The organism is Campylobacter sp. 2018MI13, assembly GCF_018501135.1.
Taxonomy (GTDB): domain Bacteria; phylum Campylobacterota; class Campylobacteria; order Campylobacterales; family Campylobacteraceae; genus Campylobacter_E.
Map to the genome: position 1 here is coordinate 17,152 of NZ_JAHCZC010000004.1, position 16,272 is coordinate 33,423.

Here is a 16,272-nt window from a genome sequence, read left to right on the forward strand (position 1 = left end):
CTTATTTTGTGTTACTTAACTAGCATTTCATACTTAATAAGGACTTATTAAAAATCTATGTTTTAAATTCTTTTACTTTTATCTAAGTTAGTTATAAAATTAAAAGATTATTTAGTGGATAAAGTCTTATAATTTATTTTATAAATTCTTTATCCACTAGAATTTAAATATCAATTTTTTAGCTAATTTTTGATAATTCCTTTATTTTCTCTATAGCTTCATTATTTAAACCAAATCTTCTTGAATATTTATTCACGCAAGAATCATCTAAAAATTCTAAAACTATTTCTTTTGCACTTACATTTTGACTTAAATTTTCTTTAATCAATCTTGTGATTTCTTGCAAAATCTCTGCACTGATATTTAATAAATCAATTTGTATGAATTCTCCTTCAAAGGCTTTTGGGTTTTGCGTGAATTCTTCTTTATTTTCTTTAGAATATTGCCTTCTTGGTTTTGCTATTCTTTTTTCAAATACCACATAACCTAATGAGTTTTTATTCTCACTTGGCTCCTTTATAAGCTCGTTAGTAATTAAGAAAAAATCATCAATAAATACCCCAACTCCATTCTCATCAGCTCTTAAACTAACTTCAAATCCATATAAATTCTCTTCTTTTTCTTTACTAAAAAACTCATTTTCTAGCTTTTTATACACTTCATCATTAAAGCATAAAATATCAAATTCTCCACCTTCATCAACCACTTTAAGCTTAGCAAAGGCTTTATTTTTTTTGCTTACTTTAAATTCTGCTTCAGTTACTATTCCTAAGCAAAAAGCATTGTAATCTCCATAATCAGCCTTGTTAAAATCGCTACTTTTTAAGTATTCAATATTTTGAGTTAGATGAGAAAATCTTTTAATATCGCCCTTAATTTTCTTACCACCCTTTTTGCTAAACACTTCATATCCAAGAGCATTTTTATCATCAGTATTTACACCTATTTCACTAGCATTTACTTCTATTAAGTTATTTAAAAATAAAGTATTTTTTGCATTATCTCTTTTAAGATTTAAAATAAATGCGTAAAGAGATTTTTTGGTTTTTACATCTTGAGCTGCTAGGTTCATTGCTTTATATTTTGATGCTAAAACATCTATTAAATCAGGGTTAAAACATAAAATATTAAAATTTGAATAATAATCAAGCGCTTTAATATTTGCATAGCTTTTACCGCTTTTGCTTTGTTTAAAATCAACTTCTTCAATAATTCCTAAGCAAAATGCTTGATATTCCCCATCATCTAAATTCTCAAAATCACTACTTTTATAATGCTCAATTGATTTAATTTCTTTTTTAAACTCATCTAGCGGGTGTGAGCCAAGATATATTCCTAAATATTCTTTATCAAACTCGGCTAATTCTGCTACGCTAAATTCTTCTTGGTTTGTAATATCAATACTACTATGATATTCTGTTTCAAATTGAGAGAATAAACTCTCTTGCAATCTTTTATCATGCTCTTTTTTTGCTTTAAACTCATTAATAATATAATCAATTGCATTTAAAGCACTTTTTCTATTAATCCCAATACATTCAAAACAACCCGTCTTAGCTAAAGCTTCTAAGCCTTTTTTATTCATATAAGCAGCATCAGCCCTTGCAATAAAGTCTTTCATATCGCTAAATGGCTTATCTGCTCTAGCTTTTGCAAGTCCTTCAGCACTAGGAATTCCAAAGCTCTTAATTGAGCCAAGCCCATAGACAATAGCAGCTTTTCCATCTTTTATAGTAACGTTAAATTCCCTTGTACCATCGTTTATATTAGGTGGTAAAAGCTCTATTCCTAATCTATCTAGCTCATCTTTATATTTTTCAATTTTTTCAACTTTTCCTTCTTCGCTAGTTAGTAATGCTGCCATAAATTCTGTTTCATAATATTTTTTAAGATAAGCAGTCTGAAAGGCTACTAGAGCATAGGCTGCTGAGTGAGATTTGTTAAAGCCGTATTCAGCAAATTTTAAGATAAGCTCCCATAAATCATCAGCCTTTTTCTCATCAAAGCCTTGTTTTATAGCACCTTCTAGATATTCTCCTTTTAATTTTACCATTTCTTCAAGCTTTTTCTTACCCATAGCACGACGAACCAAATCAGCTCCACCTAAGCTAAATCCACCAATGGTTTGAACTACTTGCATAACTTGCTCTTGATATACAATAACTCCATAAGTTGGCTCTAAAATAGGCTTTAATTCAGGGAAAGCATATACAGCTGGTTTTCTTCCGTGCTTAATATCTATAAAATCATCAACCATTCCACTATCAAGTGGCCCTGGACGATAAAGTGCTAAAACAGCGATTAAGTCTTCAAAGCAAGTTGGCTTAAGCCTAGCATTTAAATCCTGCATTCCCGAGCTTTCTATTTGGAAAATCCCAAGAGTATTTCCTGTTTGAATTAAATCATAAACGCCTTTATCATTTACATCAATTTTGTTCCAGTCTATATCTATATTATGGCGTTTTTTAATGAGTTTTATAGCATTATCAATAACGGTTAAAGTTTTAAGTCCTAAGAAGTCAAACTTAATCAAATCAACATCTTCAAGATAATCTTTCATATATTGAGTTACTAATGCGTCTGATTTTGGTTGTTTAAACAATGGGGTTTTTTTCCATAATTCTTCGTTTGAAATCACCACTCCAGCAGCGTGCATTCCTGCGTTTCTATTAAGTCCTTCAAGTGCTAATGAATACTCCCAAACTCTAGTTCCGATTTTGCTTTTGCCCCTTACATCATCAGGGTGGCAAACTATATTTTTATACTCTGCACGATTGTCTAAATCTTCAATGAAAGCCTTAATATCAGGGTTTTTTTCGTAAGCATCTTTTAGAGTGATTTTTAGCTCATCAGGGACTAATTTTGCTAAAGTATCAGCATCTTTTATGCGTAAATCACAAACCCTTGCAACATCACGAATAACACCTTTTGCAAGTAATTTACCAAAGGTAATTACTTGAGCTACGTTATAGCGACCATATTTTTTTACAACATAATCAATTACTTCTTCACGCCTATTTTGACAAAAATCCACATCAATATCAGGCATAGATACACGCTCAGGATTTAAAAAACGCTCAAAAAGTAGATTATAAGGAAGTGGGTCTAAATCAGTTATTTCTAAACAAAACGATACCAATGAACCTGCGGCAGAGCCCCTACCAGGTCCAACAGGAATACCCATATCCTTAGCAGCTTTTATAAAATCATGAACGATTAGCATATAACCACTAAAACGCATATTTTTAATAATGTTGATTTCAGTTCTTAAACGCTCTTTATAGGTTTCGTGTTTGCTCTCATCAATATATACTAAACGCTTATTAAGCCCGTCCCAGCAAAGCCTTTCAAACAATACATCATCATTGCTAAAGCTAAACATATCTTGACTAGGTAATTCTAAGCCGATTTTTTCAGCATATTCAAGAGCGAATTTAAAATTTGGCGGAGTAGGGTTTCCTAAGTTTAGCTCTAAATTACATTTATCAACTATTTCTTGAGTATTTTGCACAACTTCAGGCACATCAAGGAATAATTCGTGCATTTCTTCAGCGCTTTTTACATAGATTTCACTCATTGTATGTCTTAAGCCATTGTCTTTTTTGGCTTCATCACTTTCAGGATCAACCCCTACAATATCTCCTGTGCTAATTGCCATAAAGATATTTTGAGCTTGAGCCCTATCTTTATAAGTATAATGTGAATCGTTTGTAGCTATTACTTTTATACCTAATTCTCTTCCTAATTTAAGTATATTTGTATCTATATTTAATTGAGAATTTATACCCATTCTCATAATTTCAAGATAAAAATCATCTCCAAAAACTTCTTTATACCAAAGTGCGGCTGCTTTTGCACCTTCATAGCCTTTAGCACCCATATCAGCATTTGTTTTTCCATTGCGACGAACTTCTTTATCATTTAAATGCCAATTAATCTCACCTGCAAGACAAGCAGAGCTACAAATTATACCTTCGCTATATTCTTTTAATAATTTTTTATTAATTCTAGGGCGATAATAAAAACCATCTATATGAGCTCTTGAAGTAAGATACATAAGGTTTTCATAGCCTTTTTGATTTTTAGCAAATAAACATATATGCCAACGGCGATTGGTTGCAGTGCTGCTTAAATCATCATCATCGTGCAAATAGCCTTCAAATCCAATAATAGGCTTAATTCCGTGCTTTTTCATACTTTTATAAAAATGAATTGCTCCAAACATAACCCCGTGATCAGTTATTGCACAAGATTTGAAATTTAACTCTTTTAATCTTTTTGCTAATTCATCAATTTTATTTGCGCCATCTAAAAGCGAATATTCTGTATGTAAATGTAAATGTGTAAAATCCATAATTTATCCTTTAGGGCTATTTTAGTCGTTTTATCTAAAGACTTTTTAAACACAAATTCCTATTTAAAATTTGTATTAAAATTTAGACAATTCTAAAATATATTTTTTATTTTTTAAACCATATAATATAAAACAATTTTTATTTAAGTAAACTTATATTAATAATTAATATTATATTAATATTAGAAAATACATAAGATAAACTTACTTGATATAGTTTTTAATTTTATTTTTAACAAATTTAAGAATAATTAAATACTTTTATTAAATTTTATTAATAAATTTCGTATATTTTCCCGTTTATAAGCTCTGTTTATATACCCTGGATGATAAAATGAATTATCATCAAAATTATCACTATAAATAGATTTAAGACTTTTTGAAGTTTTTGTAAAAATATCTTTTGCTTTATTATACAACACATCATTACGAAAAATCGCTTGACTAAAACCAAAATAAACACTTTTGTTGTAAAAATCAATATCATCGCTAAATAAAAACCTACTTTTAATCGTGTTTAAATCATATATAGCTTGATTTAAATTTTGATTTTTTAGATTAAATAAATTAAATATTTGAATAACTCCATTTAGTTCTTTTGGTTTGCCTATATACGAGCCATTAAACATTTTTTCAACCTGTCTCATTGTGCTATCTGGAGAAAAAAATTTCCAGTTACCTAAGTCTATTTGTTTTTTATCTTTATAAAAATTACTAATTTTTTCTAAATCAGCCACATTATCATTAGGTGTTGCAGAGCCAGGGTTTAACATAACAATACTACCTATCAATTCGCTACTTGTCCCAAAACATAGTAATGTATTTAATCTAAATTCGTTGCCATTATCATTAAAAAATTGTGCATAAACTTTCATATATTATCCTTTGATTTATACTATATAATATTTAGTTTTTATATTCTATTCACATTTATTTTCTAAGTAATCTGTATAAAATCTAGGTAGTTTCTCTAAGCTCTTACACTCTTTAAACATATCTACAATATCTTTTACATTAGAAGTATCAAATTCGATCTTTTGATTAAAACTTTTACAATAATAAAACATATTTTCCATATTTTCTACATTTTTTGTATCAAATTCGATCTTTTGATTAAAATTGAAACAATTTCTAAACATATCACTCATATCTTTTACATTAGAAGTATTAATTTCAAGCTTTTGATTAAAAATTTCACACGAAGAAAACATAGCGCTCATGTCTTCTACATTGCTTGTGTTAAACTTAAGTAATTGATTAAAATTTGAGCAACCTGCAAACATACCTCTCATATCTTTTACATTAGAAGTATCAAAATCAAGTTTTTGATTAAAATCACATATAAAAAACATAAATTTCATATCCTTTACATTACTTGTATTAAATGAAAGTTTATTGTTAAAATTACTATCAGCAAACATAAAACTCATATCAACTACATTAGAAGTATCAAAACTAAGCTCTTCATTAAAATAATAACAATGAGCAAACATCCCACTCATATTAAGTACTTTGCTAGTGTCCCACTCGTTAATCCCACTAAAATCACTTCGCTTACAATCATAAAAAAGCCAACTCATATCGGTAATTAAACTTGTATCAATATCACCTAGATAAATGCTTTCATCATTTACTAGCTCTTTTAATTCTTCTTTTGTAGTTGGTTTTAGATTGTTTTTATTCGAAATTTTGCTTTTAATTAAAGGCTTTGTAGGGCTTAAGACAAATATTTTAAACTCATCTTCTATGTTTTGGTCAAAAAACACTACACCTTCTTCTAGTCTATTGTATATATTATTCATCGTTTCAACATATTCATAAAAGTTGCAGTCTTGCGGTAAATTTGTATATATAATACAACCATTTTCTACATTTATTGAGTCGTAATTATCATATGCTTTCAATATTCCGCATTTAATATTTTCTAACATTTGAGAAAGTTGAAAAAAGGTATATTCGTGAATACCACAGCCTTTGACATCTTTGAATAATATATTGTAAATAATCTTTAAAACAACGCTTTCTTCTATAAATAAACCTTCTTCGCTATATGCTAAAGTTATTTTATCACCATATATCTTTTCTATTAATTTTAACATTTTTACTCCTTTGATTTTAGCGATTGTATCATAATCAAGTGCCTGATTATGTCCATATGTGATTTTTTAACAAATTTAAGTCAAATTTTTAATTCAAATTCTTTTAACAAATAAAAGAATTTTGTAAAACTCCCAACATTTTTTCTTGGTGTTTTTTAATTTGTTGCGATAACCATTGGCTTTTATCACCATCTTTATATATTTGATTTTCAAATACATCAAACAATTTTAAACTTTTAATTTTATTATTTTTAAAATCTATTTTTTTCTTTTCATATCCTTGATTATTTAGGCTAGAATTCTCACTAGAGCTAATAAGTGCTAAATTACCAAATAAATCTATATCACTCTTATCATCTAATTTATTATTATTTTGATTTTCTTCATGCTGGGCTAAGATATGCTCTACTGAATTAATATTTCTAAAATAATAGCCACTTTTATAACTTTCAAAGCTACTTTTAAAATTTGCTCCGAATTCTTGATCTGTGTGATAATTACCAATTAATAAATAATATTCCAAACGATGAAACCAGTAAGTAAGATTTACTTTATAATTTCCACGATTGTTATAGTTTAAAAAACTAAATTTATCTTCATTTATATTACTTAAATCATCTTTTATTGAAATTGTATCACCAAAATTTATTGCATTAATTTCATCAATTAAATTTGGTTTATTGTTTAAAGTATCATTTGCCATATTAAATTGTTTGATTGCCAAAAAGTCATCAATATTTTTTAGGTAGTCTTTAAGTTTGTCAGCATTGTTTTTTAATATTTCCAAACAATTTTCATTAGTTATTTCTTTTTGCTCTTCTATGATTTTATTTTTACAAAATTCTAAATAATGTGTTAAAAAGTGGTGGTAGTTGATATTATCCCCACGCCTTGCTACTCTTAGATAGTTTTGGATTAGTTTTAATTCAGTAGTAATATCAACTTCATGCCAATCATCGTTTTTGTCATCATACTTTCTAAATCTATTCCATAATTTATATTCATTTTCTTCATCATCGGCTTTTCTTTTTATTACAAAGGTATCAAAGATAATTCTATAATTTTTTAATGCTCTTATTATTTTTATTGCTATTATTGCTCCACAATTATTATTAAATTCTAAACAATCCCAAGTGTTTTCAAGGAATTTATCTTTTTTTATTGATATTTTTATATCTGTTTTAAAAATAGTTGATTCTTGTCTTGATAAAATCTTAAAAACATGTAAAACAAAGGTAGGGAAATCAATAATGCTTTCAAACTCAGCTCTATCTTTATCATTGTTTGAATAATTTTGTAATTTTTCTTTATTTTTGATTATATTTTCAATAGTTGGCTGAGTTGTATTAGGGTCTTTACTATTATTTACAAAACCAAAATCTGAAAAATAATTCATCTGCGAACATTCATCAAATATCCTAGCGTATTTTGTAACTTCATCTTGTGTTTTCTCATCACTATGTATTTTTTCTAATAACCTTGCCTTTAAAATATCTGTGCCATCAAGCTGAACGCCTGTATTATTCATTCTTACAAAATATTTATTTAGCTCCACTTGATCGCCTAAAATCACTAGATTAAACTTAACATTAGTAAAGATAAAATTACAAAAACTTTCTAGTTCATTATCTTCAAAATACTCATTAAAATAATCAAAAGCTAATTTAATATTTGCATTTGTTTTTTCAAAATCATAATCCCAAATAGCATTTTCATCATCTTCTCTAATAGGCATATGAATTCTGCATTTTTCTTCTTTACCTTTTTGAACAAAAGCAAATTTATAAGCTTTTTCAAAATCTCCTTTTGCTTCTTGCATTTTATTATTTTTAAAACACATATACACACATAAGAAAAATATCGTGCTAAGTCTTTGTTGTCCATCTACAAGCTCAAAATTACCTTCGTTGTTAGCTACTACTATATTACCTATAAAATGAGTTTTGTCGTTATCATTCATATAATTTCTAAAATCATCTAAAAGAGCTTTTATTTGCTCATCTTTCCAAGCATAAAGCCTTTGATAAGGCGGAATTATAAATATTTTATTAAATTCATTATTTGATAAAATTTCACCTAAACTACAAATCTGCGAAGTTGTTTCTTTATATTGTTTCATTTTATTATCCTACATAATGACCTAAAATCCCATATTTTTTAAATTCTTCATTTAAATAATCTTTACATAGCTCTTTATAGTCTTTACGCTTTCCACCATCGATTTGATTTTCTGCGATCTTTTCTTGCTCATACGCATAACACTCCCTAGCTATCTCATCAAGACTTTCATAAATCTTACTCTCGTAATTGTTTACAAATATAGCTCTTATGATTTTTTCGCTACTACCCATCGTGCTTTCCCATCGCACACTTTTACCAACAAGTCTATTTGTATAAATAATCCTTGTAGCAAATCTCATCATCTTATCAAAATTACCACTCTTAAACCTATCCATAAACACCACCATACACATACATAATGCGTTTTGTAAATATCCTGTCCCGTCTAAGTAATTTAGCTTTTGATAAAAATCTGTTTGTTTTATGATTTTTAGCATTTCATAAAATTTTCTAAAATATTCAAAAAACTCAACCCCATTTGCAAAATCGCTAATAATTCCATAATCACACGAACTTTGTCCTGATAAATTCTCCTTACAAAACTCATCAAATATCAAATCATCACTCCACCATTTGGTTCTTTCATGCTCTTGCTTGATGGTTTTCCTAGTAAAATTTAGTATTTGATTTAAAAATTTATTGATATTGTCTTTATCGGCATTTATAACGCTCTCAAAATATCTAGCATTAGCATTTTGCAAATCCTTATGACGCTCTTGCTTGGCTTGTAAATGAAAGGCTTTTATAAGGTCGTAATTTTCTAGCTTTTTGCCTTTTGAATTGGTATTGTCAAAAAAGATAAAAGCATCATCGGCTTTTGTTGTAGCTACTATGATAAATTGAGTATTTTCTAGCTTTTCTAAAAAATCTTTAGCTTTATCTTCGTTGCTCAAATAGTTTTTAATATACTCATAATTATTCTTGATATTATCTTGAGAAATTTTATGAAAAAAGCTTACATTACTTAGGTAGTTACTATATCCATTGTGATTTTCCATAACAATTTTATATTCACTTAACACCATCAGAATAAGCTTAATCGTAGTTAGTCTTTGCTGTCCGTCTATTACTTCATAAATTGTTTTACCATCTCGCTTGATTTCGTGTAAAATAATAGAGCCTAGCAAGGCTCCATCTTTAGTATTTTCAATATCTTTTAAAAGCATTTTTATTTGTTTTAATTCCCATACATAAGGGCGTTGATAATCAGGTATGCTAAGATTTAGTTCGGTTAATTCATTAAAAGTTAATATGCTTGAGCTTACATTATCCATAAAAATCCTTTAGATTATAAAATTACAATTTCATTAACTCGTTTTTAGCTTTTTCTAAATCATCAAGATTTAATAATAAATCAAATTCCTTAGGTTTTTTATAAACCTTATCATAATAATTGACTAAAAGTATTTTTGCTACACTTTTTAAATCCTTATTATTATAAGCAGTGCTTAGCTCATAAACTAAGGCATTTCCTAAATAAGGCTTTAATCTCTCAATACAAAAATAAAAAAACTCTGGGCTAATGTTTTGATAATCATTCACACAATTTTGCACTCTAATATCCAAACTAGCTTCGCAAAACACCTTAATACCGCTATTCATTTGCTCGTAAAAATTATTAAATAAAGTTATAGTTCCTATGTTTTTGCTCTCTGCTTCTATGAATACTTTTGCATCTTTTAATGCTTTTAATTCATTTATTAGATTTATATCAAATTGTTGTTGGCTAGGTTGTAAAAACCCACGAGAGCCAAAAGTTGAGCCGAAATGATGGGCTAATTTTTCTAAATCTATTTTATTATCAAGTAATTTTAAAAGCCTTGTTTTACCACAAGCTGTATTTCCTGCTAGGCTTACAAAATTAGGATTTTGATAGCTATTAAGATACGAAATCATCTCGTTTCTAAGTTCTTTAAAACCACCTTCGCATTTATAGACTTTAAATCCAATCTCACTTAAAATATGACCTATCGCACCACTTCGCTGACCGCCCCTAGCACAATAAATATATATTTCATCTTTATGTGGATTTGCTATATTTTGTATTTTTTTAAGATGAATGCTTGTGTTTTTGCAAATAAAACTAGCTCCTAATAATTTTGCGTTAAATTTATTAGTAGCATATTTTGTCCCTACTAACTTATGCTCTTCGTTATTTAAAGCAAAAAAGTTTAAGGCTTTTTTTAAATGTGCTTTTTTGTATTCATTTGGACTTCTTGCGTCTATTAAAATATTTTTATTAATATTTAAAAATTCTTTAGCACTAATTAGCTGCATTGTAGTTTTGAAAGCTCTCTTTTATCTTTAAATATAATTCATCTAGGCTAGTCCCTATAACTCTAGTATCACAAATAGTGGTTATAAAATTAGTATCCTTATGCCATCTTGGTAAGACATGTAAATGCAAGTGTTTTGCTATACCAGCACCTGCTGCATCGCCTAAATTAAGTCCGATATTTACTCCTTGTGCGTGCAAGGTTGTTCTCATAATATTTTCAGCAAATCTAGCTATTTTTGCCATTCTAAGCCAAGTTATCTCATCTAAATCGTTTAAAAACTCAACATGCTTTCTAGGAGTTATTAGAATATGTCCTGGAGAATAAGGATATTTATTCATTAAAACCCTACATAACTCATCTTCATAAACTAGCACTTCACTATCTTCGCAAAAAGGACATAAACTTCTATCTTCTTTAAAATATTTATCACGCCAAGGTGCTTTTAGGTGTTGCATTAAGAATTCCTTTATATTTAGTATTTGGAACATTTTTTAATAATTTATCGTTAGCAATAAAAATATCAAATTGTTTTATGGTAGCTTTAAATAAATCTATATTATTTTTAGCTAAAAATCCTAAGCTAAAACCACAATTTTTTGCAAGATTTAATAAATCATTATTAGCAATTTTATCCAAAACAATCCCATCAGCTCCGTAAATACTAGCTTTGATTAATTCATCTTCGCTTAAGTTTTTTGAATAATAAAATAAATGCTTTTTAACATAACGCCTAGCATAACCTAACTCATCAAAATCACTGGTAATAAAAGCATCATTTAAATCATTTAAGTCATAGCTAAATTTAATTATTTCATTTTTAAATTCGCTTAAATCTCTTGGATAAAACAGATTAAATCCAAGACTTTTTATTAGAATTTCTTTGCTTAATTCTTGCATTTATTTATCCTTTGATTATGCAGTTTTATTTCATCTTCATTTAAAACATCTTCGTTTTGTAATACTTTTTGCATAGTTTCTTGTGCATTTTTACAATCATTTATTAAATAATATCCCCAAGCTAAAGTATCAAGAAAATAAGCATTATCAGGTTCTTGTTCTAAAGCTTTTTGTATTAGTTTTATACCTTTTGCAATATCAATTTTTTCATCAATTATTGTATAAGCATATATATTTAGCATATTAGGAGCAACGCCACCTTTAGCTACTAATTCATCTAATTTGAAATAATCAAATTCTTTAGGATTATCTAGCATTTCGTATATATATGATTCTATTAAATAACTATTATTATTTTCTTTAATTGCTTTTTGATATAAAAATTCACTAAGTTTTTTATATTCTTTTAAATTAAAATATACTTTATAAGCTAATTCATCATCTAAATTAGCTATTTCATAAAGTTCTTTTTTCTTGTTAAATTCCAATAATTTCTTAGTTATTGTGTATAAAATATCTTTATTATTTGTAAATTCATAAAGCTTCATTCCTAAGCTAAAAATCTCATTAATATCTGAAGAATTATTAAGTTCATAAAGTGCTTCTAATCTATACAACAAAAACAATGAATAATCAGGATTTATAGGCACTAATTTAGTATATTCTTTGATATTTTTATAATCTTTTTCTTTAAATAATTTTAGTATTTGTTCTGAATAGCCTTTAGGGTCTAATCTAATCGTTTTCTCCCACATATTAAGAGCTTTTAAAGCATTTAAACGCATTAATAAAAAAGGAGCTAATTCTGTATCTACTTTATTATTTTCTTCTGCGGTTTTATTAAATTCTTCTGTTAGTTTTATTACATCTTTATATTTTTCGTTAGCCATAAGCATTTCAATATATAAATATAATGAGTATAAATTGCTATATTTTTTATAATAATCTTTAGATATTTGTAAGGCTTCTTTTTTTAATCCTTGATTAAACAGCTCCTTACTCATAGCATTAGCTAGTGTAAAATCTTCGTTTTTTGATATGAATTTGTAATATTCTTTTTTTGCTTGTTTATAATTTTTTTGTTCTACTAATTTAACAATATCTAGTTTTTTGATTAAATTATTATCTTTATCAATATCTCTTAAAGTATTTACTGCTTTATCCATATTTAAATTAGCAATAAAACCTTGTTTTATTCCATTTTCTAAATAAGCTTTTAATTTTGTTTCATCATATAATTTTAAATATGATTCGCTAGATAATTTAGCATTATTATTTTCATTTAGCATTGCATTTAAACGCAAATCATCAATACTATCAGCAAAAGTAATACTAGCTAATAAGATTAGTATTAATTTACCCCAATACATTCTTTTTTAAGCTCCTTTAGGTTATTTTTAAAATATTCCCAAAACGGAAATGTTCTACATTGCATAGGTCTTGCTTCATATACTCCACAATTTTTATTAATTTCATCAAAAAATATACAAGCAAAACCATTGTTATATGGCTTTTCAATTAGGCTAAACCTAACGCCTACTTTAATGCAATATTTATCAACAAAATCATTAAAAGTTGTATTTTTTATCTTAGCTAGTTGGATAATTTCATCGCTAGTTAAAAATATATAACCACTCTCACCCGTGCAACACTTACCGCCACACTCACTACATTTACTCTCATCAAATGAATATGAGTAATCTTTATTGTAAATCATAACTTTGAACCTTGATATTTTGATAAATTGAATTAAATTCTTTTGTTGTGCCATTGCTATCGTTACATATTAAAGGTGGCAAAATCAGCACATCACTTTTGCTTAATTTTCTTGCTTTAATTAATACTAAATTTGATGGTTTTTCTGCTTTTGTGTGAATAAATCTTATTATTTCGCATTTTAAATTCGTATTTTTTAAGGTTTCAAATATTAAATCAATTTTTTTAGCATCATAACAAAAATATAAAAAACCTTTTGGTTTTAACAATTTATCAGCACTTTTTAACAATATTTCAAGTGGCAAAAAATCAATATGTCTTGAAATATTTAAATGCTTATTTTGTGCTTGCATTTTAGAATAAAATGGTGGATTAGAGATTATAAAATCATAATAATTATAAACTTTATAATCTTTAATATCACCTAAAATTACTTTATAATCAAGATTATTTTTTTCATAATTTTCTTTGCATAATTTTACATTTTCTTCTTGAATATCAATTGCATCTATTTTTATATTTTTATTTTCGCTTAATAATAGGCTTAAAATTCCACTTCCAGCACCAATATCAAGTCCTATTCCTTTAAGCTTATCTTTACTTATAAAATCATATAAAATTATGCTATCACTATTGTAGCGATAGCCGTTTTTATATTGATAAATTATCATTTATAAACTCTTAAAATAAAGCCTTTTTTATTGTCTTTTGAGTATTCAGGCTCTAAACTTGAGCTAATTAGTGCATTAGGAATTTTTGATTTTATATAACTTGCAGCACTTTTTGTTCTATCTTTTGATAATCCAAAATTAGCTAAGCGAGTTAATCTTTGCACTTCTTTGCTAGCCATATGAACTCCATCAATAGCACTTAAACTCTTAAAGCCACTATCATCAATTATAGGAGTTATCTCATATAAATAATTTTGATTATATTTTGCTAAGAATTTATCAAGTTCAAGCGAGCAAGTTTTACTAAGTCCAATTACTCCTGATTTTATATCATCACAAACAAAAGTATCTTGTAGTTTTAAACTATTTGTATTTAACGAACTTCCTTTTTGAGCTAATTCAAGTTTTTTTTCTAATTCTTGAATTTTTTCTTTTTTTGCTATTAGTTCGCTATTTTCTTGATTATAGTTATTTAAAGTTTTGATATTTATTTCATTTAGTTGTTTTAATAGCTTATCTTTTTCTTCTTCTAAGGCTAAAACTCTTTCAGAATTTGTATCCTTACTAATAGTTAATTTTAGTTGTTCAATTTCATCTAAAAGTGTTTTGTTTTCTTGTTTTGCTTTATTATTATCTAGTTCTTTAGCCGCATATTCTTCTTTTAAAGCTATATATTTTACATTTAGCTCATCATAAGCTTTTGAACTTTCGTAAAGTTTATTATTTAAGTCCTTAACATCGTTTTGTTTATTACTTAAGCTATCGTTTTTATAGTTTAAAAACTCATTATTAATTTTATTTAATTGCGTGGTTAATTCTATTTTTTCTTTTTGTAAATTATCTAATTTTGTTTTTAAATCCATATTATTTGCACTACTTGCTTTTAATTGCTCATCAATTTTTTGAAGTTTTGCTATTGTTTCACTTAAATCTTTTTCTTTTTTCTTTGAGTCTAATTCTAGTTCTTTATTTTTTAGTTGCATATCTTTTAATGCTATTTCATTTTTTGTATTTTTATCTTGTAACTTAGCATTAGATTCATTAACTTTATTTAGCTCTTTTGTAAGATTATCAAGTGAATTTTGGCTTTTATCACTTAAATCCTTAATCACTTTAGTTTGTTCGTTTTTAGATTTTTCAAGTTCTAGTTTTGCCTGAAAAACTTCATTTTTTAATTCATCTCTTTGTTTTTCAATATTTTTTAAATTATCTAATTTTTGTTCTAAATCATTTTTAACTTGATTTAATTTTAATATTGAAGTTTTAGCATCATCTAATTTTGCTTGGAGATTTTTATTATCCAAATTAAGCTTTACAAAATCAGAATTATTATTGCTTTTTAATTCATCATTTAGCTTGCTTGCTGCTTTTATTTCTTTACTTAATTCAAGATTTTTTAAGTTAAGTTCATTATTTACTTTACTTAATTCAGCATTTACACTTTCTAAATTCCCTAGATTTTTTACTCTTTGTTTTAAAATATCATTTTCTTTAACCACATCTGTATAATTTTTTTGATTTGCTATGATTTTTGCATTTGCTTTATCTAATTCATCTTGCAATTTTCTTGCTAAATTATCGTGTTCAAATTCGTCCATTTGTTTTTGATTACTAAGAGTTCCTAGTAAAGAATTTAGATTTTTAACAGCGTTTTCTTTATCATTTAAGCTTAATTTTAAACTATCGTTTTCGCTTTTATAATTTGCTAAATCTTCATTTAGCTTATCTATCATTTGCTGATATGAGTTTTTGCTATTTTCATTTACTAATAAACTTTCGTTATTTAAACGATGAACTAATTCATTATTCTTAGTTTCTAATTGTTCGTTTTGTATTTTTAATTTTTCAATTTCTTGATATAGATTTTCTATTTCATTGGCTTTGGTATTGCTATTTTTTAAGCTTTCTATTTGCTTTGTAAGCTTTACAATTCTATCATTTAATATCTTATAGTTTTGTTCTTCAAGTTTTGGCAATTGCACTTGTTTTGTTTGTTGTTTTTGCTCTATTTTTACTTGTGGTTTTATTGGTGTTTGGTTTGTTTTTGTGTCTTTAGATGGAATTACAAAATAAATTCCACCTAAAATAACAGCACAAGCACCTAAGCTATATAGTGTTAAATTCTTCTTAGCCAA

Annotated in this window: 11 protein-coding genes and 1 pseudogene; all 12 read right to left on the reverse strand. The window is 26.8% G+C overall.

What is annotated here, in order from left to right; all coding sequences use genetic code 11:
- Positions 1-991 precede the first annotated feature (991 nt).
- Positions 992-4,357: pseudogene (dnaE, locus tag KJQ99_RS00925) on the reverse strand (DNA polymerase III subunit alpha); the annotation flags it as partial.
- Between the two features lie 248 nt (positions 4,358-4,605).
- Positions 4,606-5,229: a hypothetical protein gene (locus KJQ99_RS00930; protein WP_214149734.1), complete on the reverse strand. Its 624-nt coding sequence runs from the start codon at positions 5,227-5,229 to the stop codon at positions 4,606-4,608.
- A 45-nt stretch (positions 5,230-5,274) separates the two neighbouring features.
- On the reverse strand, positions 5,275-6,453 hold the full coding sequence (locus KJQ99_RS00935; protein WP_214149735.1) for a BspA family leucine-rich repeat surface protein: 1,179 nt from the start codon (positions 6,451-6,453) through the stop codon (positions 5,275-5,277).
- 103 nt (positions 6,454-6,556) lie between these two features.
- On the reverse strand, positions 6,557-8,572 hold the full coding sequence (locus tag KJQ99_RS00940; protein WP_214149736.1) for a DUF262 domain-containing protein: 2,016 nt from the start codon (positions 8,570-8,572) through the stop codon (positions 6,557-6,559).
- Positions 8,573-8,576: 4 nt separating this feature from the next.
- Positions 8,577-9,848 carry a DUF262 domain-containing protein gene (locus tag KJQ99_RS00945; RefSeq protein ID WP_214149737.1) on the reverse strand — a complete coding sequence of 424 codons (1,272 nt, stop codon included), beginning with the start codon at positions 9,846-9,848 and terminating at the stop codon, positions 8,577-8,579.
- 22 nt (positions 9,849-9,870) lie between these two features.
- Positions 9,871-10,851 (reverse strand): tRNA 2-selenouridine(34) synthase MnmH, encoded by a 981-nt coding sequence (gene mnmH / locus KJQ99_RS00950; protein ID WP_214149738.1) that lies wholly within the window; start codon positions 10,849-10,851, stop codon positions 9,871-9,873.
- A complete protein-coding gene (locus KJQ99_RS00955) occupies positions 10,838-11,308 on the reverse strand; it encodes an HIT family protein (RefSeq protein ID WP_214116681.1) in 471 nt (156 codons plus the stop codon). The genes mnmH and KJQ99_RS00955 overlap by 14 nt, the downstream gene beginning before the upstream one ends.
- Positions 11,280-11,750 (reverse strand): hypothetical protein, encoded by a 471-nt coding sequence (locus KJQ99_RS00960; protein WP_214116683.1) that lies wholly within the window; start codon positions 11,748-11,750, stop codon positions 11,280-11,282. The genes KJQ99_RS00955 and KJQ99_RS00960 overlap by 29 nt, the downstream gene beginning before the upstream one ends.
- A complete protein-coding gene (locus KJQ99_RS00965) occupies positions 11,738-13,120 on the reverse strand; it encodes a tetratricopeptide repeat protein (protein WP_214149739.1) in 1,383 nt (460 codons plus the stop codon). Before KJQ99_RS00965 ends, KJQ99_RS00960 begins: the two co-directional genes overlap by 13 nt.
- Positions 13,102-13,467: a YkgJ family cysteine cluster protein gene (locus tag KJQ99_RS00970; RefSeq protein ID WP_214149740.1), complete on the reverse strand. Its 366-nt coding sequence runs from the start codon at positions 13,465-13,467 to the stop codon at positions 13,102-13,104. Before KJQ99_RS00970 ends, KJQ99_RS00965 begins: the two co-directional genes overlap by 19 nt.
- Entirely contained in the window at positions 13,454-14,137 is a 684-nt protein-coding gene (locus tag KJQ99_RS00975) for a tRNA1(Val) (adenine(37)-N6)-methyltransferase (RefSeq protein ID WP_214149741.1), read from the reverse strand. Before KJQ99_RS00975 ends, KJQ99_RS00970 begins: the two co-directional genes overlap by 14 nt.
- Positions 14,134-16,272 carry a coiled-coil domain-containing protein gene (locus tag KJQ99_RS00980; protein ID WP_214116691.1) on the reverse strand — a complete coding sequence of 713 codons (2,139 nt, stop codon included), beginning with the start codon at positions 16,270-16,272 and terminating at the stop codon, positions 14,134-14,136. The genes KJQ99_RS00975 and KJQ99_RS00980 overlap by 4 nt, the downstream gene beginning before the upstream one ends.

Excerpts from the sequence above, each read along its gene's own strand:
- KJQ99_RS00930 (WP_214149734.1), bottom strand. The coding sequence starts at position 5,229 with ATGAAAGTTTATGCACAATTTTTTAATGATAATGGCAACGAATTTAGA.
- KJQ99_RS00935 (WP_214149735.1), bottom strand. The coding sequence starts at position 6,453 with ATGTTAAAATTAATAGAAAAGATATATGGTGATAAAATAACTTTAGCA.
- KJQ99_RS00940 (WP_214149736.1), bottom strand. The coding sequence starts at position 8,572 with ATGAAACAATATAAAGAAACAACTTCGCAGATTTGTAGTTTAGGTGAA.
- KJQ99_RS00945 (WP_214149737.1), bottom strand. The coding sequence starts at position 9,848 with ATGGATAATGTAAGCTCAAGCATATTAACTTTTAATGAATTAACCGAA.
- mnmH (WP_214149738.1), bottom strand. The coding sequence starts at position 10,851 with ATGCAGCTAATTAGTGCTAAAGAATTTTTAAATATTAATAAAAATATT.
- KJQ99_RS00955 (WP_214116681.1), bottom strand. The coding sequence starts at position 11,308 with ATGCAACACCTAAAAGCACCTTGGCGTGATAAATATTTTAAAGAAGAT.
- KJQ99_RS00960 (WP_214116683.1), bottom strand. The coding sequence starts at position 11,750 with ATGCAAGAATTAAGCAAAGAAATTCTAATAAAAAGTCTTGGATTTAAT.
- KJQ99_RS00965 (WP_214149739.1), bottom strand. The coding sequence starts at position 13,120 with ATGTATTGGGGTAAATTAATACTAATCTTATTAGCTAGTATTACTTTT.
- KJQ99_RS00970 (WP_214149740.1), bottom strand. The coding sequence starts at position 13,467 with ATGATTTACAATAAAGATTACTCATATTCATTTGATGAGAGTAAATGT.
- KJQ99_RS00975 (WP_214149741.1), bottom strand. The coding sequence starts at position 14,137 with ATGATAATTTATCAATATAAAAACGGCTATCGCTACAATAGTGATAGC.